25 protein-coding genes, 2 tRNA genes and 2 pseudogenes are annotated in these 22,226 nt (G+C 64.1%); 12 read left to right on the top strand and 17 right to left on the bottom strand.

What is annotated here, in order from left to right; all coding sequences use genetic code 11:
- Position 1: 1 nt before the first annotated feature.
- Complete coding sequence (locus tag GFY24_RS17560; protein ID WP_153806106.1) at positions 2 to 1,318, bottom strand: tetratricopeptide repeat protein; 1,317 nt, start codon at positions 1,316 to 1,318, stop codon at positions 2 to 4.
- A 189-nt stretch (positions 1,319 to 1,507) separates the two neighbouring features.
- Between GFY24_RS17560 and GFY24_RS17555 the strand changes: the two are divergent.
- The 4 genes and pseudogenes from GFY24_RS17555 to GFY24_RS17540 all read left to right on the top strand — a co-directional run.
- Positions 1,508 to 1,843 (top strand): annotated as a pseudogene (locus GFY24_RS17555) (zinc finger domain-containing protein); the annotation flags it as partial.
- Between the two features lie 626 nt (positions 1,844 to 2,469).
- Positions 2,470 to 2,685 (top strand): hypothetical protein, encoded by a 216-nt coding sequence (locus GFY24_RS17550; protein ID WP_153806104.1) that lies wholly within the window; start codon positions 2,470 to 2,472, stop codon positions 2,683 to 2,685.
- A complete protein-coding gene (locus GFY24_RS17545; protein ID WP_153806103.1) occupies positions 2,686 to 3,111 on the top strand; it encodes a PIN domain-containing protein in 426 nt (141 codons plus the stop codon).
- A 33-nt stretch (positions 3,112 to 3,144) separates the two neighbouring features.
- Positions 3,145 to 3,477 (top strand): annotated as a pseudogene (locus GFY24_RS17540) (zinc finger domain-containing protein); the annotation flags it as partial.
- Positions 3,478 to 3,490: 13 nt separating this feature from the next.
- On the opposite strand, the gene GFY24_RS17535 reads toward GFY24_RS17540, so the two are convergent.
- Positions 3,491 to 3,766 carry a hypothetical protein gene (locus tag GFY24_RS17535; RefSeq protein WP_153806101.1) on the bottom strand — a complete coding sequence of 92 codons (276 nt, stop codon included), beginning with the start codon at positions 3,764 to 3,766 and terminating at the stop codon, positions 3,491 to 3,493.
- A gap of 264 nt (positions 3,767 to 4,030) precedes the next feature.
- Between GFY24_RS17535 and GFY24_RS17530 the strand changes: the two genes are divergently transcribed.
- Positions 4,031 to 4,513, top strand: coding sequence for a hypothetical protein (locus GFY24_RS17530; RefSeq protein ID WP_153806100.1), 483 nt, complete (start codon positions 4,031 to 4,033; stop codon positions 4,511 to 4,513).
- Between the two features lie 158 nt (positions 4,514 to 4,671).
- On the opposite strand, the gene GFY24_RS17525 is transcribed toward GFY24_RS17530, so the two are convergent.
- On the bottom strand, positions 4,672 to 5,127 hold the full coding sequence (locus GFY24_RS17525) for a hypothetical protein (protein ID WP_153806099.1): 456 nt from the start codon (positions 5,125 to 5,127) through the stop codon (positions 4,672 to 4,674).
- Between the two features lie 135 nt (positions 5,128 to 5,262).
- Between GFY24_RS17525 and GFY24_RS17520 the strand changes: the two genes are divergently transcribed.
- A complete protein-coding gene (locus GFY24_RS17520) occupies positions 5,263 to 6,129 on the top strand; it encodes a helix-turn-helix domain-containing protein (protein ID WP_309230969.1) in 867 nt (288 codons plus the stop codon).
- A 7-nt stretch (positions 6,130 to 6,136) separates the two neighbouring features.
- Entirely contained in the window at positions 6,137 to 7,255 is a 1,119-nt protein-coding gene (locus GFY24_RS17515) for a serine hydrolase (protein WP_153806098.1), read from the top strand.
- A 5-nt stretch (positions 7,256 to 7,260) separates the two neighbouring features.
- Here the strand turns inward: GFY24_RS17515 and GFY24_RS17510 are convergent, their stop codons facing one another.
- From GFY24_RS17510 to GFY24_RS17485, 6 genes are all read right to left on the bottom strand, one after another.
- The gene (locus GFY24_RS17510) at positions 7,261 to 7,737 is read right to left on the bottom strand and encodes a peroxiredoxin (RefSeq protein ID WP_153806097.1); all 477 of its coding nucleotides are present in this window, start codon (positions 7,735 to 7,737) and stop codon (positions 7,261 to 7,263) included.
- Between the two features lie 37 nt (positions 7,738 to 7,774).
- Positions 7,775 to 8,341 carry a sigma-70 family RNA polymerase sigma factor gene (locus GFY24_RS17505; RefSeq protein ID WP_309230968.1) on the bottom strand — a complete coding sequence of 189 codons (567 nt, stop codon included), beginning with the start codon at positions 8,339 to 8,341 and terminating at the stop codon, positions 7,775 to 7,777.
- Between the two features lie 40 nt (positions 8,342 to 8,381).
- The gene (locus tag GFY24_RS17500) at positions 8,382 to 9,656 is read right to left on the bottom strand and encodes a glycosyltransferase family 87 protein (RefSeq protein WP_153806096.1); all 1,275 of its coding nucleotides are present in this window, start codon (positions 9,654 to 9,656) and stop codon (positions 8,382 to 8,384) included.
- Positions 9,657 to 9,666: 10 nt separating this feature from the next.
- Positions 9,667 to 10,998, bottom strand: a complete 1,332-nt coding sequence (locus tag GFY24_RS17495; protein WP_309230967.1) for a phosphatase PAP2 family protein — start codon at positions 10,996 to 10,998, stop codon at positions 9,667 to 9,669.
- A gap of 354 nt (positions 10,999 to 11,352) precedes the next feature.
- Positions 11,353 to 12,240 (bottom strand): DUF1542 domain-containing protein, encoded by an 888-nt coding sequence (locus GFY24_RS17490; protein ID WP_153806247.1) that lies wholly within the window; start codon positions 12,238 to 12,240, stop codon positions 11,353 to 11,355.
- An 83-nt stretch (positions 12,241 to 12,323) separates the two neighbouring features.
- Positions 12,324 to 13,328, bottom strand: a complete 1,005-nt coding sequence (locus GFY24_RS17485) for a GGDEF domain-containing protein (protein WP_153806095.1) — start codon at positions 13,326 to 13,328, stop codon at positions 12,324 to 12,326.
- Positions 13,329 to 13,731: 403 nt separating this feature from the next.
- On the opposite strand from GFY24_RS17485, the gene GFY24_RS17480 reads away from it, so the two are divergent.
- Both GFY24_RS17480 and GFY24_RS17475 read left to right on the top strand, forming a co-directional pair.
- Positions 13,732 to 13,802: transfer RNA gene (locus tag GFY24_RS17480), tRNA-Gly, on the top strand.
- A 478-nt stretch (positions 13,803 to 14,280) separates the two neighbouring features.
- Complete coding sequence (locus GFY24_RS17475) at positions 14,281 to 15,003, top strand: helix-turn-helix domain-containing protein (protein WP_153806094.1); 723 nt, start codon at positions 14,281 to 14,283, stop codon at positions 15,001 to 15,003.
- Here the strand turns inward: GFY24_RS17475 and GFY24_RS17470 are convergent.
- Positions 15,000 to 15,812: an alpha/beta fold hydrolase gene (locus GFY24_RS17470; RefSeq protein WP_194852909.1), complete on the bottom strand. Its 813-nt coding sequence runs from the start codon at positions 15,810 to 15,812 to the stop codon at positions 15,000 to 15,002. The two genes, GFY24_RS17475 and GFY24_RS17470, sit on opposite strands and share 4 nt — an antisense overlap.
- Positions 15,813 to 16,032: 220 nt before the next feature.
- On the opposite strand from GFY24_RS17470, the gene GFY24_RS17465 reads away from it, so the two are divergent.
- Both GFY24_RS17465 and GFY24_RS17460 read left to right on the top strand, forming a co-directional pair.
- A tRNA-Pro gene (locus GFY24_RS17465) sits at positions 16,033 to 16,109 on the top strand.
- A gap of 21 nt (positions 16,110 to 16,130) precedes the next feature.
- Positions 16,131 to 17,402 carry a tyrosine-type recombinase/integrase gene (locus GFY24_RS17460; RefSeq protein ID WP_194852908.1) on the top strand — a complete coding sequence of 424 codons (1,272 nt, stop codon included), beginning with the start codon at positions 16,131 to 16,133 and terminating at the stop codon, positions 17,400 to 17,402.
- A gap of 425 nt (positions 17,403 to 17,827) precedes the next feature.
- On the opposite strand, the gene GFY24_RS17455 is transcribed toward GFY24_RS17460, so the two are convergent.
- From GFY24_RS17455 to GFY24_RS17430, 6 genes are all read right to left on the bottom strand, one after another.
- Positions 17,828 to 17,977, bottom strand: a complete 150-nt coding sequence (locus GFY24_RS17455; RefSeq protein WP_153806091.1) for a hypothetical protein — start codon at positions 17,975 to 17,977, stop codon at positions 17,828 to 17,830.
- Between the two features lie 240 nt (positions 17,978 to 18,217).
- Entirely contained in the window at positions 18,218 to 18,460 is a 243-nt protein-coding gene (locus tag GFY24_RS17450; protein WP_153806090.1) for a hypothetical protein, read from the bottom strand.
- Positions 18,461 to 18,470: 10 nt separating this feature from the next.
- The gene (locus tag GFY24_RS17445) at positions 18,471 to 18,845 is read right to left on the bottom strand and encodes a hypothetical protein (RefSeq protein WP_153806089.1); all 375 of its coding nucleotides are present in this window, start codon (positions 18,843 to 18,845) and stop codon (positions 18,471 to 18,473) included.
- A gap of 366 nt (positions 18,846 to 19,211) precedes the next feature.
- Positions 19,212 to 19,574, bottom strand: coding sequence for a hypothetical protein (locus GFY24_RS17440; protein ID WP_309230966.1), 363 nt, complete (start codon positions 19,572 to 19,574; stop codon positions 19,212 to 19,214).
- A complete protein-coding gene (locus GFY24_RS17435; protein WP_153806088.1) occupies positions 19,571 to 19,840 on the bottom strand; it encodes a hypothetical protein in 270 nt (89 codons plus the stop codon). Before GFY24_RS17435 ends, GFY24_RS17440 begins: the two co-directional genes overlap by 4 nt.
- On the bottom strand, positions 19,816 to 20,007 hold the full coding sequence (locus GFY24_RS17430) for a hypothetical protein (RefSeq protein ID WP_153806087.1): 192 nt from the start codon (positions 20,005 to 20,007) through the stop codon (positions 19,816 to 19,818). The genes GFY24_RS17435 and GFY24_RS17430 overlap by 25 nt, the downstream gene beginning before the upstream one ends.
- Before the next feature lie 231 nt (positions 20,008 to 20,238).
- On the opposite strand from GFY24_RS17430, the gene GFY24_RS17425 reads away from it, so the two are divergent.
- Entirely contained in the window at positions 20,239 to 21,606 is a 1,368-nt protein-coding gene (locus GFY24_RS17425; RefSeq protein ID WP_153806086.1) for a hypothetical protein, read from the top strand.
- Here GFY24_RS17425 and GFY24_RS17420 read toward each other — a convergent pair.
- Positions 21,590 to 22,126, bottom strand: a complete 537-nt coding sequence (locus tag GFY24_RS17420; RefSeq protein ID WP_309230965.1) for an NUDIX hydrolase — start codon at positions 22,124 to 22,126, stop codon at positions 21,590 to 21,592. The two genes, GFY24_RS17425 and GFY24_RS17420, sit on opposite strands and share 17 nt — an antisense overlap.
- Positions 22,127 to 22,226 lie beyond the last annotated feature (100 nt).

Raw genomic sequence — 22,226 nt, 5'->3', positions numbered from 1 at the left:
GCTATTGAGGTTCGTGGCCTAGCTCTGCGGCGCGCGCACGCCATATCGCGGCCTCGTCGTCTCGTCCCTGTTGGCCGAGCAGCGTCGCGAGGTTGCAGATCGCGAACTCATCTCCTGCCGCGGCACCTTTGCGCCACCAAATCTCCGCTTCGGCGTGATCGCCATGGTCGAGGCGAAGTTTGCCGTATTCGTACATCGACGGAGCGTGCCCTCCCTCTGCCGCTTTGCGGTGCCATTGCTCGGCTTCAGCACAGTCGCCTCGACTGACCAACAGCTCTGCCAGACCATTCATAGCGTTCAGATGGCCGCCCTCCGCAGCACGCCGATACCACTGCTCGGCTTCAACGGTGTCACCCTGATTCCTGAGCAGGTCGGCGAAGTTGCTCATCCCAACCGCACTGCCTGCCGCTGCCGACGCCCGGTAGAGCGACTCGGCTTCGGCATTGTCGCCGCGCTTGCGGTACAGCGCACCGAGATTGTTCATCGCGTCGGCATGACCGGCTTCGGTTGCCTTGCGGTACCACGCTTCGGCCTCGTCATCGGGTGCGGTCAAGGCCAGATCGAACATCGCAGTCTTGTTGCCTCCTTCCGCCGCGCGCAGCCACCACTCGCGGGCCGATGCGCGCTCTCCGCGCCGATTGAGCAGGTTTCCGAGATTGGCGGCCGCGGCGATTCCCCCTTGTTCGGCTGCCCGGCGATACCACTGCTCAGCTTCCGCGATTTCGCCTCGCTCTTCGCACAGGAGTGCCAAGCTGTTCATTCCAAATACATTGCCTGCCGTTGCCGACGCCCGGTAGAGCGCCTCGGCTTCGGCATGGTCGCCGCGCGTCTCGTAGCGCCGCCCGAGGTTGTTCATCGCGTCGGCATCCCCGCCTTCAATTGCCTTGCGATACCACGATTCAGCCTCTTCATCCGCCGCGATCGTGGCCAAGTTGAACATCGCTGTGACGTTGCCTGATTCGGCAGCGCGCAGCCACCACTCGCGGGCCGCTTCGTCCTCACCCCGCTGATGGTGCAGAAATCCCACCTGGAACGTCGAATCGATGTGACCTCGTTCGGCGGCCTTGCGATACCACTGCTCGGCATCGCCATCCTCTCCCCGCTCATCGAGCAGCACGGCCAGGTTGAAGGCCGATCCGGCATGGTTGGCCTCGCCCGCATTTGCTGCCGCCCGATACCAGTGCTCGGCCTTGCCCTTGTTACCACGTCGGAAGTAATAGCCACCGATCGAGAACAGCGCCTCGGGCTCCTCCCTACCGGCTGCCCGGACAAAATCGATGGATCGTTTGCCGGTCGTCAACCACGCCTTAATTCCCACAACATCTCCATCCTGACCTGGGCGGATTCGACGCTACCGGCCCGCCAAATGCTCTTCAAGACCCCAGCATTCGGTGCACAGCGTATGTGCGGGGCGCACTTTGATGTCTCAGGGACCGGAGTGCTCGAAGGCGAGCCGCTCCATCTTGGCCGTAGCACTGTTATCCCAGGTCAGCTAGGGTGAACTTATTCGATGCTAGCCGGAGTCGGCAATGTATATCGCGCGGAAGTTCTCTTCCGCCACGGTATCTCGCCGCAGCGCCCTGGTAAGCAGCTGAGTCACCAAGAGTGGCAAGCCATCTGGTTCGACCTGGTCGATCTCATGAAGGTCGGTGTCCGCCGCGGAGTCATGGTCGTCGTCCGTCCCGAACATGACCACGGTGCACCGTCCTACGCCGCCGACCGCCCCCGGACCTATGTCTACCGGCGGGCGGGCGACCCGTGCAGATTGTGCGGGACGACGGTGCTGGCCTCGGTTCTGGAGGGCCGAAACCTGTTCTGGTGCCCCACCTGCCAGCCTGGCTGAGTGCACCGACCTCGATCTTAGGGTCTACTCGGGTATCGTGGGCGGGCCGCTCCGCGAGACGTACCCGAATGGGGCCGGTTTGGCCTGCTGTTGGCGCAAAGTCGGTGGTCAGACAGCCCAATAGGCGACTACCTTCGGGCTACCAGAGAGATGCGGAGGAAAATGTCGGACACTTCGACCGCAGGCGATTTTGGGGCTGTATTGATTGACTGGGATTCCCGCGACTTCCCGGTATTTCTCCAGACCGGGCCGGGATTCACCAAGCGCAATCGGATACCCGAGCACATGCGGCTTTCTGTCGAGGTGCTGTCTCTTGCTGAATCGTTCCCAACTGACGGTCGACGACCTCTGGTCGCATCGCCGTGCTGTGTGGCGGGTGCACTGAACCGCTTGCCTCTAGGTAGACCCAGTCGCGCTGATGAAGGTAGACGTCCTCTGTGGGTGATGGTCAGGGTTCGCCCCGGGTGCGGCACCCCGTCCTAGACCGCAGACCGCTCCCGCGCCTATGCCTACCGCCGTGTGGGCGAACCTTGCCGCCTGTGTGGCACGACCGTCCTGTATTCGGCGGCCCGTTGACTGCCCGCTGAACTGCGGGACTACCGTGAGTATGGCGGTATACTAGTGGTATGTCTGATATGACCACCATTAAGGTGCCCAAAGCCGTCCGAGATCGCCTGCTCGAGGTCGCGGCGTCGAACGGGCTAACTCTGGGGCAGGCGCTCGACCACCTGCTGGGCAAGGTCGGTGCGCGGCCGAAGCCTACTGTGGGGGGCTATCGCAGCCAGCGTCCACTTTCGGCCGAAGAGATCGACCGTGAGCTCGGCCAGGGCTTCGGGGCCTAAATGACGATAATTGTCGATACGAGTGCAATCCTCGCCTTGTTCGACGAGGCGTACGCGGAGCATAGGCAACTGGCGCAGATCATCGCTAAAGCCGATGAGCGACTTGTGGTTTCACCGATGGTTGTTGCTGAGGCGGATTACATGCTCTACACCCGGCTCGGGTCCCGCGCGGCGCACGACTTCGCCTCCGATGTGGCCGGCGGCGCGTATGACCTGGCGGCGTGGACGTCCAACCATCACGCTGCGGCTTTGACCATCCTCGACCGATACAGCCAGGACTACGTCGGCATCACGGATGCCTCGAATGTGGTTATCGCAGATCGGGAACGTACCGACCGAATTATGACGCTCGACCAGCGCCATTTTCGGACGCTGCGTCCGTTATGGGGCTTCGATAGCTTCGTTCTCTTGCCATACGATTCCTAGCCGAACCAATGTCGGCAAGGGTGAACTAATTCAATGCTAACCGGAGTCGGCAACGTCTACCGAGCCGAAGTTCTCTTCCGTCACGGCATATCCCCCCAACGCCCCGGTAAGCAGCTGAGTCACGAAGAGTGGCAAGCCATCTGGTCCGACCTGGTGGTCCTGATGAAGGTAGGCGTCCGCGAAGGCGTAATGGTCGTAGTCCACCCCGAACACGACCACGGCGCCCCCTCCTACGCCGCCGACCGCCCCCGCACCTACGTCTACCGCCGAGCCGGCGACCCCTGCCGCCTCTGCGGAACCACAGTCCTGCACTCGGTCCTGGAAGGCCGAAACCTGTTCTGGTGCCCCACCTGTCAGCCCCGCTGAATCTGCGGCGCGATCACGTCGGCGTCGGACAGAACAGGCTGCAGGTGGCGGGCGGATTCGGGGTGGACGGCTCGTCGAAATGCGCGCTGCTGACCGCGATGGCGATCAGCACGGCCAGGCCGATCACCGAGATCGAGGCGATGAGGACGATCAGCCAATTCAGGCGCGGGAAGGTAAAGGTTTCGGTGCCGTCGTCCAGCACGAGGAACAGCACCGCGGCGCTGCCCGATGATCGAGCCAGCTGAGACAATAGGGCACCGCGCCACCAGCTTTGGGACTTCCCGGACACGAGCTCGATCCAAACGTCGTTGTAATGATCGACAATGCCCAGGCTACGCGTTACCTGCGACAATAGCTTTGAGCTATATAACCGATCCCGTCACGGGACAGCACGTTCCGGTCTTGATCCGAGATCGAAGCGCCGACTCGATCACGCGGCGCCCACCGGTCTCGATCAGCTACGGCACCCCGAGTACGTGGCGAATGTCCGCGCGGTGGCGGAGTTGCGGGACAGGATGCACCGACTGGGTCGCGGACCGGTATAGAAGTGACCATGACTCGCATCGGCGTCACCGGGCACATGAACATCACCGCGGAGTCGGTCTCACTGGTCTACGCGGAGATCGCCCGCCTGCTCGCCGAGGCGGGCGATCCGGCAGAACTGGTCGGTGTCAGCTGTATCGCGCGCGGAGCCGACAGCATATTCGCCCAAGCCGTGCTTGATGCCGGTGGACGACTGGAAGTTGTTCTACCGTCGCGTAATTACCGGCAGCGCAAGGTCAAGCCGGACCATGCCGAACTATTCGACACCTTGATATCCCGCGCGGATACCGTGCACGTGATGGAGTTCGACGACGCCGGCAAGGAAGCCTACGAAGCAGCCAACGCGGCCGTCGTCGGAACGTGTGACCGGCTGATCGCGGTTTGGGACGGTCAGCCCAGCGAGCAGGGCGGCACCGGCACAGTCGTAGAACTCGCCAGAGACAACAACCTTCCTGTCGATATCGTCTGGCCCGACGGCGCGGCTCGCAGCTGAAAAACAGCCTCGCTGAACCTACTGCGCGGCAAGGAGTTCGGCGGCTGCTGGAGACAAGGGGCGGTGGTAATGGAAATCTCCTCGAGTCGGCTTCGCCGCAAACCCGGCATCTGCGAACTGTTTATATTTCACATATGCGCGAGCTGGACGCCGATATTTCAGGTATCGGCCAGTCCGCTCAACGCGGCCTCGTACGCGAGCCTGTTCATCGGGAGGATTTCACTCAATCGGGCAAGGAAAGCGTCAGCGGCGCCACATAGTGCGACGGTCAATTCCGATTCATCCACGGATACCTTGCGCTGCTTGATGGTTCCACTTTCCAGCGTCACGAGAACGCGGCCTCCGCCTGTCCGGCGAAAAGACAGATCTATCGGCTGATCCGGGAATGAAGTGTCGCTCTCGCCGTTGGTGCGGAGATCGCGTATCGCATCGACGATGTACGCCCAGAGCTGATCGACGTCGTCCCACAGCGTCTTGTCGAGGATGGTGACTCCGTTGATCTTCAAATCGATGGCGCCCTCCACGTGACGGGGATTCGAAGGTGCGAAGTCGACTTCTCCCAGTGGCACGAACGCGCCGTCCGAATCCTTCAGGTACGAGATCACGCTGATCATTCGTTCTTCCATCGCTCGAGCGCCAATTCTTCGTCCCATCCATGCCCGAACTCGTCCGGTGGCCATCGTTGGCGTTGTTGGGGAGGCTGCCCGTCCATCGTGCCCAAGGTTCGGACTTTTCCGTAGCCTGGATGGGTGGATGCTGTGCGGCTCGAGCCCGGGGTGGAGTGGGATTTCGCGGTTCCGGGGGAGGGCGGGCCGTCGGGGGCCGCGATCATCGGTTACCGCGATGTGGGGGGCTCGGGGTTGGATCTTCGGGTGGCCGGGACGGCGGCGATCACCGTGGTGATCGGATTCGGGGATAGTGAGGTGATCGTCGAGGATGCTGTCGGGCGGCGGGCGCTCGGGGGGTTCGTGGTCGGGCTGCCTGTCGAAGCTATGCGGGTTCGTAGTGAGCGGGCGGAGTGTGTCGAGGTTCGGTTGTCGCCCGTGCGGGCTTATTCGCTGTTAGGTGTTGCCCCAAGCGATTTCGGGCGGGGTGCGGTCGCGCTGGAGGATCTCTGGGGAGGGCGGGCTCGGCTGTTGCGGGAGCAACTTGCGGCCGGCCGGACTTGGGATGAGCGGTTCGCGGTGACGAAATCGTTTCTGGCGCAGTGTGATAGGTCGATGCGGACGCCTGATCCGGAGGTGTTGCACGGGTGGGATCGGATTGTCGCCTCCGGTGGGCAGGTGCGGATCGGGGCGATCGCGGAATCTGTTGGCTGGAGTCGTAAGCGGTTGGGGGCGCGGTTCGAATCGCAGATCGGGTTGACACCCAAGCGGGCGGCGATGCTGGTTCGATTCCGCTCTGCGGTAGATGGTTTGGTGGCGGGGCGGGCTGCCGCCGATGTCGCGATGGAGTGTGGGTACACGGATCAGGCTCATCTGTGCCGTGATGTGTCGATATTCGCGGACCACACGCCGGGGGCGCTGCGGGCACACTATCTGCCGCCGATCGCCCGGCAGCGGCATCGGGCGTGGGGAGAATTTTTCCAATACGGGGCGGAACCCGTCGGTCGATAGTCGTTCCATGACCAATACCCTTGACCCAGCGAAGCTACAGACCGCCCTGGAGACCCTGCATCGCGCGGGCATGCCCGGAGTCTTCGCCGAAATACGCGATAGCAGCCAAACCTGGTGTGGCGCAGCCGGAGTCGCCGATCTCGCCACCGGACGGCCAGTCGCCGCCGATATGCGACACCGCGTCGGCAGCATCACCAAAACGTTCACCGCGGCCGCCGTACTGCGGCAGGTCGACAGTGGCGCAATAGATCTCGACACACCGATCGGCCACTACCTGCCCCGGCTGGTTCCCGGCGAACGAGGTGCGGCGATCACCGTACGCATGCTGATCAACCACACCAGCGGCCTCGCCGAGTACCTCCCGCACGCCTACCCTTCCCTCGCGGCCTTTCCCGTCCTGGCGAAAACGACGCCGCAAAGCTTGGATGACAACCGGTTCACCAGGTTTCACGCCACCGAGCTGATCGCGATGGGCGTCGCGGCTCCCGCCACCGGAACCCCGGGTGGCGCACCCGGGGTGTACTCGAACACCAATTACCTACTCCTGTGCGAACTGCTGGAGTCGGTGGCCGGTACCTCGGCGGAGAAATACATCACCAGCGACATCATCGAGCGAGCCGGGTTGCGGGACACCGGTTTTCCGGACGGAACGGAGATCGACGGCCCGCACTCCCTGCACTACGAGTCCTGGTTCGGCATGATCGACCCGCCACGCGACTACAGCGTTTTCGACATGTCCTGGGTGGGTCCGTCGGCATCGCTGATATCGACCGTCGCCGACCTGAACCGTTTCTTCGGCCTGCTGCTGGCCGGTGAGATCATCAGCCGATCGTCGCTGGCCGAGATGCAACGCACCGTGCCGGTCATCTCGTTCGAGGGCAAGACCATCGAGTACGGTCTCGGCCTGCACAAGTTGACGGTGCCCCATCACGGAATCTTCTGGGGCCATGACGGTTCCGTCTGGGGCGGCGGCGCGATATCCATGACCAGCGCCGACGGCAATCGTCAAATGTCCATCGCGGTGAACCTGCAGCGCTGGAATCAACTCGATGCCGTGGGAAGGCCGCAACCCCATCCCATCGACCACGCCCTGCAAGCTCTCATCCAGCTGGCGCTGTGTGGTTGAACCTGTCACGCGGTGGCGCGGCCCGCTTGTATCGAGTGAATAGCCGCGATGATGCCCTTCCTGTCGTAGCTGTTGACGGGCAGGGTGCCGCCGTGGGCGTGGCGGACAATGCCGTCTGGGTCGACCAGCAGGGTGCCCGACTGCTGCATCGTGCCGAATAGCTTGCGGCTCAATCCGATCGACTCATGTGGGCGCGCGGACGCACCGACCAGGACCCGGAACGGTATGTCGTGCCTGGTCTTCCATGCCGCTCCGGTCTCGCGGTCCTCCGGCACCGCTACGCAAACCTGGATGTTGTTGTCGGCGAACTCATTTTGTCGCGCGATGAGATCGCGGACATGCCGGTTGCAGATCGGACACGACGTCGACCGCATGAAATACAGCAGAACGGAGTGCGTGCCCCGATAATCGGACAGCCGCCAAACCTGGCCGGCGGTGTCTTCGAATTCCATTCTCGGCGCGCGGGATCCGGATGTGAGCATGGTGCGGCTTCCTTCGATTCGAAGCGGGGGAGTGGGATTACCGAGTGGGGACGAGGCTGTCCCGGACTGCGCTGCGAGCACGATGCAGCTGCGATTTCATTGCCGCAGTGCTCAATCCGAGCGCGTCGGCCGTAGCGCGCCCGGAGTAGCCGAGCACATCGCGCATGATCAGCACTCGGCGCTGCACCATGGGCAATTCGGTGATCGCCTGCGTGAGTTGTTCAGCGTCCAGGCGGCGCAGGACTTCATCCTCGGCGGAGGCGGCGAAGTCGATGCCGCCCAGCTCGGCTCGGGGCGCGAGCGCGGCCCGGGCGCGGCGCAGACATTCGTTGCGCACGATCCGAAACATCCACGAGGCGATTGCGCTTGTGGCGCGCAGGGTTCCGATCTTGCGATACAGGATGATCAACGCCTCCTGCGCGGCGTCTTCGGCGTCGTCGGAGGAGGCGCACAGGTGGTGCGCGAAGCGCCGCACATGCGGATGCGCTCCGTGTACCACCGCGGCGATCGCCTCACGGTCGCCGTGCTGAGCCGCCTCGACGAGCCGCGCACCGGCCCAGCTCCCCGCGTCAGGGGCGGTCCTTCGTTCTGATTCGACTGTCACCACTATAAGAGCGTGCGCGATCGAAAAGGATTCGAACCGATTACCCCACGGCGACGGCGCGGGTCCGGATCCTGAACAACCGCGCTACGCCGGCGCCGATCAGAATGGCCGTGGCGATGACGTACGCGTCACCCGGAATGTGCTGCCACCAGGACCAATTCAGTTCCTGATGTCTCCCGTTGGGGACGATTCCGGGGCCGATCAGGAATACCGCCGCGAATACGGCAATGGTCGTGACGAGAGCCGAATTCGATTTGGTGGTCGACCATGCGATGGCGGCGACCAGCGCGGGACCCGCCCACACCCAGTGGTGGGTCCACGACACCGGGGAGATCAGCAGCAGCACAGCCGCGTTCACGAACAGGGCGGTGACGGACAGGATCGTCACCGTGCTGGTGTCCGCATGCTGGGTTCGCTCGACGGTGAACAGATGTCGCATCAAGGCCGCGCCCGCAAATACGACAACCATGCCGATGCCCAGCCATACCGCGACCGCCGGAGTGTGCGTCAACCCGAGGCGGAACACCATGCCCTTGATGGACTGATTGCCGACATAGTCGGGCGAGCCGATCCGATTGGTGTCGCCGACCGCGTGCAGCCAGTAGTCCTTGGATTCCTGCGGGAACAGTACGAACAGCGACAGCACGACCGTCGCGGCCGTGGCCGCCGAGGTGGCCGCGGCTTTCCAGTCCTTGCGGATCAGGAAGTAGAGCACGAAGGCCGCGGGCGTCAGTTTCGTCACCGCGGCGATACCGACCAGTACTCCGCGCGGCCAGCGGGGCTTCTCGGTCAGGCAGTCGAGCGCGACCGCCGCCATCAGCACGAGGTTGATCTGCCCGAACCACAAGGTGGTTCGCACCGGTTCGATGGCCAGCAGCACCACGACGGCGGTGGTGGTGAGCGCGGCTTTCGCACTCAGGTCCAGGTCCGGCCGGACCCGGGCCAGCACCAGCCAGATCGTCACCCCGAGGCAGCTCAGCGAGCTCGCGGTGATCAGCACTTCCGCCAGCCACAGCGGCATCACCGCCAACGGGATCATGAATATGGCCGCGGACGGTGGATAGGTGAACGGCAGATCGGTGTGCCCGGCCACCGGCAGTGTCGGACCGTACAGCGCGGAGCCGTGATGCAGCCAGGACCGGGTGACCACCCGATACACCTGCAGATCGAGGAATCCGTGCAGTTTGGAGAAGATCAACGCGATCGACACCGAGACCAGAATTCCGACCACGACCGGAAGCCCGATGACAAATCTTCGATTGTCCGATTTCGGTATACGCAGCAAGCCGCGCTGCCCCGCCCGCGTCGTGATCATCAAGCAGACACTAACCTTTCGGCTTTCGCGCAAGTTGTCCGGATTGCCTTGTGGGAGTGGCTGTTCGATGGCCGAACCAGGAGCCGTAGAAGACGAATGTAACCGCAGCGAGCGAACCCAGGATGGCGAAGCCGGCGGGCAACGGATACTCCGCCATGGTCGTGGCGAGGAAACGATAGGACAGCAACAATCCGGCTAGTACCGCCGCGCCGAACGACACGATCAGCACGCGACCGCGATCCCAGCCGCGCTCCGGATCGCGCAATGCCGACTCCACCGTCATACACAGCACCGCGCCCGCGACCAGATCGCAGCCGTAGTGATAGCCGAAACCCAGCGTCGCCAGCAACGTGCACACCAGCCACGCCGCCCCCGCCCAGCGCAGCCAGCGCGGTGCGTCCCGGGTGTGGATGAACAGCGCTGTCGCCCACGCGGTATGCATCGACGGCATACAGTTCCGCGCGGTCACCGCATCGAAGAGCATCGGCTGCGGCGCGAAATTCCAGGCGGGCAGCGTATGCGGCCAATCGGCGAGTTGCAGCCCGTGCCCCAGCGGACCATAGGCGAAGACCGGACCGACCACCGGGAACAGCACATACCCGAGCGGGCCGATCACACCCAGCGCCAGGAAGGTGCGCAACAGGCTGTGCCGCGGCCACGGCTCGGTCGTCACATTGCGCAACTGCCACACCGCCACCGCCATCGCCGCCACCGGCAGCTGGATGTACACCACGTGCAGCACATTCGCCGGGATCGGACCCAGACCGTCCAGGGCCCGGCCCACCAGCCACGCCGGTTCGCCCAGCGCTCTGTCCGCGAGTTCGACGTACCGGTCCAGCACCTGCGGCCCATTGACAATGCTGACCATCAGCCAGGTATCGGCAACCTTCGAGGCCATGATCAACAGGACACCGAACGCGATGGCGTGCAAGGCGGTTCGCCGCGGCCGACCCTGCCAGCGGGACACGGTCACCGCCAAGGCCGTCAGCGCGAGGGTGGGACCGGTGCCGATGGACACATGCCACCCGCACATCGCCTGTATGGCGAGTGCCAGCAGATCCAGCACCGCCGCCGCGCTCAGGCTCGTGATCCGCGTGCGTGCGGGCACTCCGACGCAGGCCAGCCCCAACCCCGCCCACGACACGAATGCCGACTGCGGATTCAGCAGGTAGTCGGCGAGCAGACTCCGCAGCGGACCCATGGTTTCGTGCGTCGACGCCCACACCTGGGTGACGATCAGCAGCACCGCCGCCGCGAGTAATCCGGCCACGGGTATGAGTCGAGAACCGAGCCCGCCGCCGACCGACGAGCCGGGATCATTCACCTCGTGGTCGACCAGCACTGTAAATCGATAACACAGGGCAAACGGAGGCACAACTTCCGGTTACTGGAAGGCGGGCCAGGCAAACGTGCAGGAAACAAAGATCTTGTGTGATCGAGCCGCTCGAGCCGCCTTCTCGATGGGCCCGCTCGCCGGCCGTCTCGCGGCGGTGGGCGAACGGGTTGATCCGCCGACACCAACGCCACATCGCGCCCCCGCGCTCCCCGCTGCGCAGCTCGACCCCGCCGCCTCGGTCCAGCCGATCGAAGTCAGCGGCGTCCTTCGCCGAGCGTGCACCTACTGCGGCTCAACACGACATATCTCCACCATGGGTGCACGCTCGGCGAGCGCCCTGCCGGTCGGTAGGTGGCGGGGTTAGAAGCCGCCGCCGTCGAAACCGTCGAAGCCACCGAAATCGCCGTAGTCGCCGAAATCACTGCCGCCCAGGTCGGATCGAGGGTCGGCGAAGCCCGCATCGGAATAGCCCGGGTCGCCGGAGTCGTAGCCCGGGTCACCGTAGTTCTGATCGCCGGAGTCGTAGCCTTGATCGCCCGCGCTCGCACCGGAGCCTTGCTGGCCGGAGTCGCTGCTCTGATTGCCCGAGTCGCCGCCAGTGTCGCCGGCGTCGAGGCCCGCTTGATAGCCGTCGCCATAGCCGCTCTCGAATGCCGCAGCGTCATAACCGATTCCGGACATTCCGGTGAAGAGAGCATCGAACAGCAGGACCGAGCCGACGCCCCACACTCCGGCGACCAAGGCTGTGCGCCACCAGGGTTCGGAGTACCAACCGGCCGGGACGGGTCGGCCCGCGACTCGACCACCGGGGTAGTAGTTGGGAGTCTGCGCCGAAGGATCGGGCGAGGCTTCGATACGTCGGCCGTTGTAATCGACGGTGCGGTCCTCGGTGACCTTGCCCGCGCTGCGCTGCCCATCGAGTTCGGGGACGGCGGGGCCGAGGTCCATGCCCATGGCCGAGCGGGCGGCGCGCACGTAGTAGAGCCCTTCGAGCGCGGTCTCCTTCGCCAGTCGCGCCTGCGCCGGTGTGCTCGCCTGTTCGATCTGCGATCCGGCGGCATTGAATCGCTCGCCCGCGTCCGCGAGGGCCTGCCGGGAGGGTTCGTCACTGCCGGTCAGGTTGTACACCTGCCCGCCGAGGCGCTCTATGACACGCCTGGCATCGGCTCTGGCATCGGCGAGTTGGGTATTCGCGCGGGTTTGCCGACCGCGGCTGACGAACAGCACCGCCAGCAGCACGACCACCATGAGAACGAGTAGTACGACAACCGTAGCCACGTCACCACCCTACGCGGCACCAATTGCTGAGCGGTTGCTGTGGCGCGGGTCGCTCAGCCTGCTACTGCTGCGAATCTTCCGGCAGTAGGCGCTGAGTCGACCTCCTCTGGGTCGAGCTCGGAAACCGCGAATTGGCGCTTGCCCGCCGTCTTGGCCGAGTACATGGCGCGGTCGGCGCTGCGAAGCAGATCGGCGAAATCGCAATCCCGGCCGGGCGGGCAGAAGGCGGTGCCTACACTGGCCGAGGCCGGGACGGGTCCCGCCGCCGTATGTACGGGTTCGCACAGCGCCGCCAGCACCCGCATGGCCAGCTCGCCCAGCGAATTGCGGCGCACGGGCAGCGCGACCACGAATTCGTCACCGCCGTAACGGGATATGACCGTTTCGGCCGGACATGCCGAGCGCAGCCGCTGGGCAATGGTGACCAGCACCTCATCGCCGACCGAATGCCCGTACCCGTCATTGATCTGCTTGAAATCGTCGAGATCGATGAGCAGCAATCCGACACCGCGCGCCGGATCGGTCGACATCATCCGCACCCGCTCCTTGAGCAGTGAGCGGTTGGCCAGATCGGTCAGCGCGTCATGGGTGGCCTCATGCCGCAGCCTGGTCTGCAGTGCCGCGATCTCCTGCACCCGCACCGAGACCGCCTCGGAGAGGCTGCGCTCCTGCTGTGCCAGGGCCCGCTGCTGCAGCGCCTCGGCATAACTGTCGATGGCCTGGCTGGCGATGAACGGCCACCGGGTGGCGATCAGCGATCCCGGTTCGCCCGGTGCGAGCCCGAGCAGTGCGCGACTGGCGGGCGCGAGCATGCGGGTGCGTTCGAACGGTGCTTCGGCGAGCCGCCGCCCGATGGCACGGGCCGCGGGCACCGGAAACGGTTCGGACCCGGCCAATTCCAGTAGCTCACCGATGATGCGGCCGAATATCCGCTCCATATCGTCGGGTTCGAGTGCGGGCACGATGGAACCGGCTCCGCCGGGATGCGCGGCCCGCGCCCATTCCCGGACGGTGGCCGTCACGACGGCGTTGGTTCGCGTGTCGATTCGGATGGGCATATCCGCTCACCCTGCGAACGTGATGTCTGGCCCGGCGCAGCCGGTGCCGGCGGTACCAGCGGCCGCGCCGGTATTGCCCTTCGGATCGAACTCACTAACTCGCGGTTGGCATGTGTGGTGCACGCTCACCGCCCCCTTTCCAGATACCCCCGTCCGGACAAAAAGGATCCTAGCAAGCCACTCGGCATCGAAAGCCGCTGTTTCAGAACGGGTTCCCGACACCTCGCGAATGGCGATCGGAAGTGTGATCGCTGCGGCGGGCTCGGTGTTACAACCAATTTCCGCGAGTCTCCCCGACGCGCCGAACGCCCGCCCGACCTGCCCGAATCCAGCCCGATTGGCATTGCATGAGTGAGATTAGGTACAGTGCTCAACGCATGCACCGGTACTCCGGACGCTGCACGCGGGTGTAGTTCAATGGTAGAACTTCAGCCTTCCAAGCTGATAGCGCGGGTTCGATTCCCGTCACCCGCTCTTCCCGAGAAGGGCCTCTGACCGGCAGGGGCCCTTCTTCTGTCTCCGATGGAAGTCGCAACCGCGGCCGATGATCTCGACGAATCGTGTCGCAGGCCGGATATCAATTCCGTACGGCCGTAACGCAATTCGCCGGGCGATCGAGCCGAACCCGCTGTGGCGCTACAGGGCATCCTCGACACGGTCCGTCACGGGGGGAAGGTCGACGGCGACCGGCCCCAGGAGACCCCTCCACACCTGGACGCCGATCGCGGCCGACCCGGGGGAAGGGCTTCGTCGTGAATCCATCGATAGTGATGTACATCTCTTCCGCCTATGCGGGTTTCCGTGCATTAGTGCAGGTCGCCTGCGTGATCAACAGTCAAGCAGCCCATTTGCGGCCGGAGCAAGCACTTGGCCTACCCGACTTCACGTGTAGCGCCGCAAGGCGTACCCCTGATGATGTGTAGCTGAACCCGTTGCCCCCGAGGAGTTTTCGTTGGACCCAAAGGATTTCGCGGAGCCGACCCTGGCGGCCTTCGTAAAACACCTTCGAAGGGACCGGGGGCTGACTCAGGTGCAGCTCTCACTCGAAGTACACAAGGGGCGCCGCTACATCGAGAAGTTGGAGCAGGGCACCGATGATGTCAGCGACGATGTGCTCCACGACCTCACAAATGCGCTGCGGCTCAACGATCATGAGCGTGCTCATCTGAAGGCATTGGCCGGCCGTCCTTCGAGGGGGCTGAACGAGGTCGCAGCGGTTGATGACATCGCGATCCTGATCGAAAGACTCGCTCCGATGCCCGCCGCTTGGCTGGTCGACTGGCGCATCGAGGCCCTCAATGACGGCTATCGGGAGTTGATGCCCGGATTGGCCGAGGCGCGGAGTCTGCCGCACTGGCTGTTCAACGATGCCCGATCGCATTTGGTGCTGCCCGACTGGCAGTTGGAAGCCGCTGTCGTCACCGGCCTGATGCGCCACCTGCTCGCTGTCGCCGGAGGTCGGGGCAGTACCGGAGATGTCGTCCGCGAGCTGCTCGTAGTACCCGAGTTTCGCAGGCTCTGGGAGTCGGGTGTCGTCTATACCCGCCGTCCCTACGAGAACAGGCGGGTCTGGATGCCGCGAACGGGCACCATGCGGGTTATCCGGGAATCCTTGATTCCGGTGAGCACCGTCGGACTGCTGATCATCGGATTCCCGGTCGCCGGAATCGCCTAATTCGTCAGTCCGCCAAGGAATTCGCGGATCAGCGGCGTCACCAGTTGCGGGTGCGTCCAGTTGCAGATGTGCGTGACGCTGTCGGCGACGATCGTCTCGAATCGCGCCGGACCGCCGAGCCCATCGGCCAAATCCTGCATTCGCGCGGGGGAGAACGCCTGGTCTCCGAGCCCCCGGATCAGCAGTGCGGGTGCGGTGATATCCCCGATCAGCGAGGACAGATCCTCGCGGTCGATCAGGCACCGCGCGGCGAGCGCGAGTCGGGTGGGGTCACTGGCACACCACTTTTCGATCCACGCGCGTTGATGCTCGTCCCGATCGCCGCCGATCATGACCGGTGCCATCGTGAGTGCCATGGTCTCGATCGGGACCGCGCGCTCGACCCAGTTGCGAACGATCACCTGTTCGTAGCCCGCGCGCTCCTTCTCGGTATAAGCATCCGCGCCGGTGCCGATGAGAACCAGGCCACGGGTCCGGCCCGGCTGCAGCAGGGCCATTCGCTGAGCCGTGAATCCGCCTTGGCTCAACCCTCCGACGACGATCCGGTCGAGCCCGAGAGCGTCGGCGACCTGCCAGCAGTCCCATGCGAGCCGCCAGAAGTCGAACGACACGCCAGGCGCCTGCTCGGTGAGCCCGTGGCCGCGAGCATCCACCGCGATCACCCGGTACTCGTCGGCGAGCGCCTCGAGCTGGGGCCGCCACATCTCGGCGTCCATGAAGAACCCATGTCCGAGCATCAGGGTGGGGCCATCGGTTCCCGTATCGAGGTAGTGGACCTTTGTCCCGTCGTCCACGGTCAAAAACGGCATGGCGGCGCTCCCCATCGCTAGGTTGTGTGCGCGAACATACCCGACCGCTGTAACCGGTTCTAGCCGTCGCCTTCTCGGACCGGCCGCTCAGACCGCCGATTTGGCGATGGCAGCAGTAGCCAATTACTGTAGCCGGTGGAACGGTGCGAGGATTCGACTCCTGTCACCCGCCCTTCTCCCGTTCATAGGGAGCATCGGCCGTCAGGGTCGTATCAGGTAACGGGGTGTAGCGCAGCTTGGTAGCGCATCCGCTTTGGGAGCGGAGGGTCGCAGGTTCAAATCCTGTCACCCCGACCACAATTCGAATCAAACCCCCAGGTGACGGGGGTTTTCTTGTATCTGCACCAAAATCGTCGAATCGCTGAATCAGTCCTCGTCATGTCTCTGTTCAAACGCAATCGAGATGGCATGTGGGTAGGCCAGATTGAGCTCGAACGCGGACCTGACGGCAAGCGGCGCAAATCGCAGCCCGTGTACTCGGCCGACCGCGCCGAGGCGGTGAAGAAACTGGAGAAGCTGAAGGAAGAAGTAGAGAAGGGCGTCGAGCAGAAAGACCGCCGCCTCACGGTGAAGGTTTACATCGAGACATGGATCGAGGATGTCACGAAAACCCGTCTGCGCCCCCATGTCTGGCGCTCGTACCGGTCGGCGATCCGTACACGCATCGTGCCGTCCATCGATGGCAGGCGGCTGGAAGCGCTCTCGCCCGACGACGTTCGGAACATGCACAAGTGGATCCTCGCGGCCAGCAACGGCCGCGGCGGTACCTACACCACCAGGTCGGTGGAGGAGGCGCACAACGTCCTGAGCGCGGCACTGACCGACGCGGTATCCGATGGCAAGACACATCGGAATGTATGCGAGTTGGTGAGCAAGCCGCAGGTGCTCTCAGGTAGCCACGGTGTGCTCAGCGCAGCCCAGGCGCGCGAGGTATTGCTGGCGGCCATGCGCGACAACGACGCCATGGTGACCCGATGGGCGGCTGGGCTCATGCTCGGCGGCCGGCAGGGCGAGCTGCTCGGGTTGCAGTGGGACCGTGTCGATTTGGAGAAAGGCACGCTGGATCTGGCGTGGCAGCTGGAATGGTTGCCGATGCATAAGGGCGCGAAGGCCGACGACCCGAAGCGCTTTGACGTGCGCCCCGGTTTCGAGCACACCCCACTGTGGCGCGGCGCGGCACTCACCCGGCCGAAAACCACGCTGTCGCAGCGGATTATCCCTATCCCCGCACCACTGGCGGCAATCTTGACCGAGCACCGCAAACACGCACCTGCGAACCCGTGGAATCTGGTGTGGGTGACAGTGCCGACCGAGAAATCGAGGCGCAAGATCTCGACGCCGGTATCGGACAACGCGGACCGCGACGGATGGGCGGCAGCGCTGGCCCGCGCTGGCGCACCGAAGGTGAAGGTGCACGCCATGCGGGACACCACCGTGACCCTCCTCATGGAGGCAGGAGTAGACGCCAGGATCATTCAGGCGATCCTTGGGCACTCGAATGTGGTCACCACACGCGGCTATCAGCACGTCGACCTCGCGGCGGCACGCAAGTCGCTGGGCAACCTGGACGCGCTGCTGGCGCCGACCTGAAGCTCGCCCGAGAGGCCCTCGGAAACCTCGACGGCCTGCTGTCACTGGAGTAGTCACGAGGGAGCTACGCCTTCTGGGGTGCATGACAACGGCGACGGCACCGCGACCACCGTTGATGCTGGTGCCGAACGTCGTTGGGACTTACCAGATTACGGGCGGAATTCCCCGGTTGCGTGGGAGCGCAGAGCGGGGGCGGTCCAGGTAATGATCACGCCTGTTCCCTTCACCCGGCAGTCGAAGCTCGCGCCTTCATCGACTGGTGTGGCGACCGCGTGCGCGTCCATCCCGTTGCTCGGGACGACCGAGACCGTGGTTGTACCGATCGGTTGCAGAGTAATCATCACTGCTTTCGAGCCGCTGGAGTTCTCGAACCGGTATGTGTCGGCATCGAGATGCGACACACTCCTGGGAGGCGGGAGTCGGAATCATCGGTGCCATGGCCGCCACCGGTCGAGTGCGTCGTTGACGTGGACGACCTCGGCGGGCGTGATGTGCCGCAACCGGATTCGGAGCGTCTGTACGTCGACCCAGAGTTCCTCGGCCAGCCCATACGGGTCGCCGGGCGACGCCCACATTAGGGCCTCAGTGAGGGCGGCCAGCAGGATGAGCCGTTTTGCCGCAATGATGCTGACGATTCGCTCTTCAAGGACGGCAAGCCGCGGCCAGCGCAGCGACCGTAACAAGCAGGGCAGCAGTTGTTTTCATTTGGAATCCCCTCGGTTGCTGGCGGTCACACTACCGCGCGATGCGCGGGCCGCCCAGCGTAAGAAACGCGAAGGCCCCCGACCGGAACGGTCGAGGGCCTCGCCGATCGCCTATTCGGGCTCTCGCGGTTCGTAATTGCCGTAGGTGCGCGGCCCGGGTGCTGCGGCAGCGCTTAGCTCTTCCGCCGCGCCGTGCAGCGCCCGCATGACGGGGTGCTCCATCGGCGCGTGGTCATACTCGCCCGCACCCCGAAGATACGGCCACGCCTCCTCCATGATGGCTTGGATTCGGTCGCACAGTTCCTGTGCTTTTGCTCGTTCCAGCACGGGGGGTGTGTTTGGTTCCGTCGGCATAACCTGGCTCCTATCGCCGGTTCTCGCACGTGGTGACCGTTTTCGTGTCCGAGTGCTCGTCGTAGCTGAACGGCCCTTTGCTGTCCGTGCCTCGGATCCGGACGGTCATGCGCCAAGTCCCGTTGTAGCAGGCGGCACTCACCTTGTAGTCGACTTCAGGGTTCGGAATATCGGTATACGGGTTGGAGATTGACCCGACCATCCACTGGCCACCGTCCTGATACTCGAGCGCCAACGTGCCCACGTGCTCACTCGGTGGCGTGGTGCAACTGGCTTTGCCGTAGCTCTCGATCGACGGAGGCAGCACAGTCGGGTAGCTGTAGGTGAAGCTGAAAGAGCACCAGTTGACGCCCGGCCACGCCTCTGCGGTCCCTGTGTTGATCACCGAGGCGGTGCCGATAGCGATGACGGCAGCGACGCAGGCTCTAAATGTGTTTCGTAACAAGGCATTTCACCTTATCTAGTTGTTATTCTCTTGTTCGGAATTCCAATTCCGCAGCGCAGTAAGGAATCTCGTGATTGCAGCGGGGTCGGTAATGTGGGTCGGGCTACGGGCTACGGGTCGCTTCCCGACCCGCTGTGGAAGCTGCCCCCGGGCGGTGAACCCGGGGGCGGGTCGAACCTGATCCTGCATAGCGGCCTATCTATCGGCGGTAGGCTTTCCAGTCGTCCTTGCCGTCGTCGTCGGCGTTGACCGGCACGTTCCAGTTGTCGTGCGAGCCGCCGTGTTGGCCCGGATTCAGAATCTCGTTCACTTACTCACCCCCGCTCTGTTCTCGGGCTTCGCTATGGGAAGCGGTGGGATGAACCACCTGGCTTCGGTGTGTTCGGAATCCCCGCAGATCACATCGGCCGCCTGTACCAGCGGCACCGGAGCCTGTGCACCGTCGAAGTGTTCGACGCTGGGCACGATCACCGCATCCACATGCAAGTGACGGGTCACGTTCACCAGGCGCGCGGTCATGTCGTCGGTCTGCGGTGCGAACACCACGATTCTCAACAGCGCGTATCCGAGTCGTTTCGCGAGGCGGCGAATACGCCTCTTGTCCCATTCGAGTTGCGGCCCAGACACATCGGCGCGCAAATATCCGATCGCGGTCGGGTCGGCGTTCACGATGTCGCCGCCGGCGGTTCGGGGACGAACTGCCCCAGGCGGCGACTATTCGCCAACCGGCCCAGGTCGCTGATCTCGTAAGTTGCCGGGCGACTACCCCGGCCGACGGTGAGGCCGTCGTATGTCATCTTGTACAGCGCGTTGCGGACCGTGGTCTCGGTCAAACCGGTGACCGCTACCAGTCGCTGCACGGTGAGCTGCTCAGCAGCAAGCGCGGTAAGGATCTTCGTCTCCGATTCGCTCAATGCCATTGCGGCGACCGCCATCCGATGACGGCGGGAACGGCGCGCGCGCGTTCTGCCGCTAGCCGCGCCTGAATCTTGTTGACTGTCAGATGGTCTCGGTCAAAATGAGCGCGGCTGACACTGCGGAATGTGGCCGTTGCGGCGAGCAGGACTAGCGCGAGCGCGGCTATCAGGACGATGATTTCCATATCGGGTGCCTCCCGGTCCCTGGACGGTCGTGGAGTGCACCCGATGCCGAGGGTTTACCGACTAGCGCGTCGCGGTGGTAGTGCGGTTCCTCCCGGCACCGGGGCTGGGTTTCAGTGCACTGCAGTGCGATCAACGCCGGAAGGCGCGCAGCGCGGGCGGGTGTGTGCAGAAGGGGCGTGCACAATCGGCGATTCATAGCGTGTCTGTGTCATACCTGCGAAAATTCCGACATGGGACGCCGTCCGAAGCAACCGAATCGCCAGCTTGAGGAGCTGCTCGAGGAAGCTGGCGGCATTCGAAAGCCACTGGCCCGCCGGGTCGTTGAACGAGGTCGCGCTCGCGGTCTCAAGCTCAAGTACGACCACAGCTCGGTCGGTCGCTGGCTTTCAGGTGAGCAACCGCAATCGCCCGGGCCTGAGTTGATCGCGGAAGTCCTTACGGAGCTACTCGGTCGCAAAGTCACACCCGCCATGTGCGGAATGGCCAGCGGACACGACGCCTCGGCAGATCTCGGCCTCGACTTCTCGCTTAGCCTCTCCGGAGCGGTCAACGCCGCTACGGCACTGTGGCGCAGCGACGTTGAGCACCGCCGATTCCTACAGGACACTACATACGCGGTTGCCGTCTACCCGGCCGCGTCTATGCGATGGCTGACCCTGCCCGGACCTGAGCATCCTGTCTCGACCGGATCCTCGCGACGCGTCGGTCAGATCGACGTCGACGCCGTCCAAACGATGGCAACGGCTTTCCGTGATCTCGACAACAAAGTGGGCGGCGGCAAAGTCCGCTCGACCATCGTGCAGTACCTGCACAGCTCGGTCACGCCGCTGCTGCGCGGTAGCTTCAACGAGCATATAGGCCGCCAGCTGTTCTGCTCGACCGCCGAACTCGCGCGCTTGGCGGGCTGGGCAGCCTACGACCAGGAAGACCACGGGCTTGCCCAGCGCTACCTGATCCAAGCGCTACGGCTGGCCCGCGCTGCCAGCGACGGAGCGCTTAGCGCGGAAATCATGGCGGCCATGAGCCACCAGGCCACTTATGTCGGCCGTCCCGGCGATGCCGTCGACCTTGCCCGCGCCGCGCAAATCGCTGCCCGCGGCGCGGGTTTGGGCGCACTGGAATCCGAATGCCACATGGTCGAGGCGCACGGGCACGCCGCCAGACTGGATGAAACGTCCTGCACATTGGCGTTGAACGCTGCAGAACGGGCATTCGACCGCGCCAAGCCTGGCGAGCAACCGGTTTGGCTTGCCTACTTCGACCAGTCCTACATCTCGGCGAAGACCGCGCACTGCTTCCGCGAGCTCGGCGACAACGCGCGTACGGCGCATTTCGCCGAGCTGTCGCTCACAATGTCGGACGGATACCAGCGCGGGCGTGCGTTCAACCTGAGCCTGTTCGCCTCGGCTCTGGTCCCCGCCGACCCCCGTGAGGCCGTTCGGATCGGCCGCAATGCACTCGAAATCGCGACCGACCTCGCATCTCGCCGGAGCCTGTCGTACCTGCGCGATCTGCGCTATCGACTCCGGCCCTTCAACGGACTCACCGAGGTCGCCGAGTTCCGTCAGCAGGTTCTGGAATTCAGTCAGCGAGGCTGAGCGCCCGATAGATCGCTACCACCGTTGCCGCGCCAACGATCTCGCCCCGTTCGATCATGGCCGCAGCCTCGTCCAGTGGCACCCATCGGATTTCTTCGGCCTCGTTGATGTCCGGGCGCGTGTCCGTAAGGTCAGCGCCGCGAGCGAGATAGATCTCTTGTGGCTGATCCAAGGTGCCGATCGATGGCTGGTATGTCACGAGCTGCTCCATGGACTGCGGACGCCAGCCGGTTTCCTCTTCCACCTCGCGTGCTGCCGCAGTAGCAACGTCTTCGGCATGGTCGACATACCCGCCCGGCAGTTCCCACACCCACTGGTCGATGATGAACCGATGCCGGTACATCAGCAGGACCTCGCGGTTCTTGTTGAGTACCAACGTCATCGCGCAACGTGGCATCTTGACGACGTACTGGGTGAACTTCACTCCGTCCGGCAGTTCGACATCGACAGTCGAGAGTCTGATATGGCGATTCTCGTCGACCACGTGCTCGCCGTGGATTGTCCACTGGGTGCGCTTCACTCTCCCGAGCCTACTGAGCCGCGTCAGAACTCCGCACAAATCAGGGCAACCCTGGTGATCTCTGGGCTCGGCCTCGCCGTACCACGAGTCATGGCCAAGA

The organism is Nocardia sp. SYP-A9097 (assembly GCF_009649815.1).
Lineage (GTDB): Bacteria > Actinomycetota > Actinomycetes > Mycobacteriales > Mycobacteriaceae > Nocardia.
Note: the sequence above shows the minus strand (reverse complement) of the source record. Positions and strands in the feature narration are given on the sequence as shown.

Bases quoted from the DNA above. Each gene is read 5' to 3' on its own strand.
- GFY24_RS17550 (WP_153806104.1), top strand. From the start codon at position 2,470: ATGTCTGATATGACCACCATTAAGGTGCCCAAAGCCGTCCGAGATCGC.
- GFY24_RS17545 (WP_153806103.1), top strand. From the start codon at position 2,686: ATGACGATAATTGTCGATACGAGTGCAATCCTCGCCTTGTTCGACGAG.
- GFY24_RS17530 (WP_153806100.1), top strand. From the start codon at position 4,031: ATGACTCGCATCGGCGTCACCGGGCACATGAACATCACCGCGGAGTCG.
- GFY24_RS17525 (WP_153806099.1), bottom strand. From the start codon at position 5,127: ATGATCAGCGTGATCTCGTACCTGAAGGATTCGGACGGCGCGTTCGTG.
- GFY24_RS17515 (WP_153806098.1), top strand. From the start codon at position 6,137: ATGACCAATACCCTTGACCCAGCGAAGCTACAGACCGCCCTGGAGACC.
- GFY24_RS17510 (WP_153806097.1), bottom strand. From the start codon at position 7,737: ATGCTCACATCCGGATCCCGCGCGCCGAGAATGGAATTCGAAGACACC.
- GFY24_RS17500 (WP_153806096.1), bottom strand. From the start codon at position 9,656: ATGATCACGACGCGGGCGGGGCAGCGCGGCTTGCTGCGTATACCGAAA.
- GFY24_RS17490 (WP_153806247.1), bottom strand. From the start codon at position 12,240: ATGGTGGTCGTGCTGCTGGCGGTGCTGTTCGTCAGCCGCGGTCGGCAA.
- GFY24_RS17485 (WP_153806095.1), bottom strand. From the start codon at position 13,328: ATGCCCATCCGAATCGACACGCGAACCAACGCCGTCGTGACGGCCACC.
- GFY24_RS17470 (WP_194852909.1), bottom strand. From the start codon at position 15,812: ATGCCGTTTTTGACCGTGGACGACGGGACAAAGGTCCACTACCTCGAT.
- GFY24_RS17455 (WP_153806091.1), bottom strand. From the start codon at position 17,977: ATGTGGGCGTCGCCCGGCGACCCGTATGGGCTGGCCGAGGAACTCTGG.
- GFY24_RS17450 (WP_153806090.1), bottom strand. From the start codon at position 18,460: ATGCCGACGGAACCAAACACACCCCCCGTGCTGGAACGAGCAAAAGCA.
- GFY24_RS17435 (WP_153806088.1), bottom strand. From the start codon at position 19,840: ATGGCGGTCGCCGCAATGGCATTGAGCGAATCGGAGACGAAGATCCTT.
- GFY24_RS17430 (WP_153806087.1), bottom strand. From the start codon at position 20,007: ATGGAAATCATCGTCCTGATAGCCGCGCTCGCGCTAGTCCTGCTCGCC.
- GFY24_RS17425 (WP_153806086.1), top strand. From the start codon at position 20,239: ATGGGACGCCGTCCGAAGCAACCGAATCGCCAGCTTGAGGAGCTGCTC.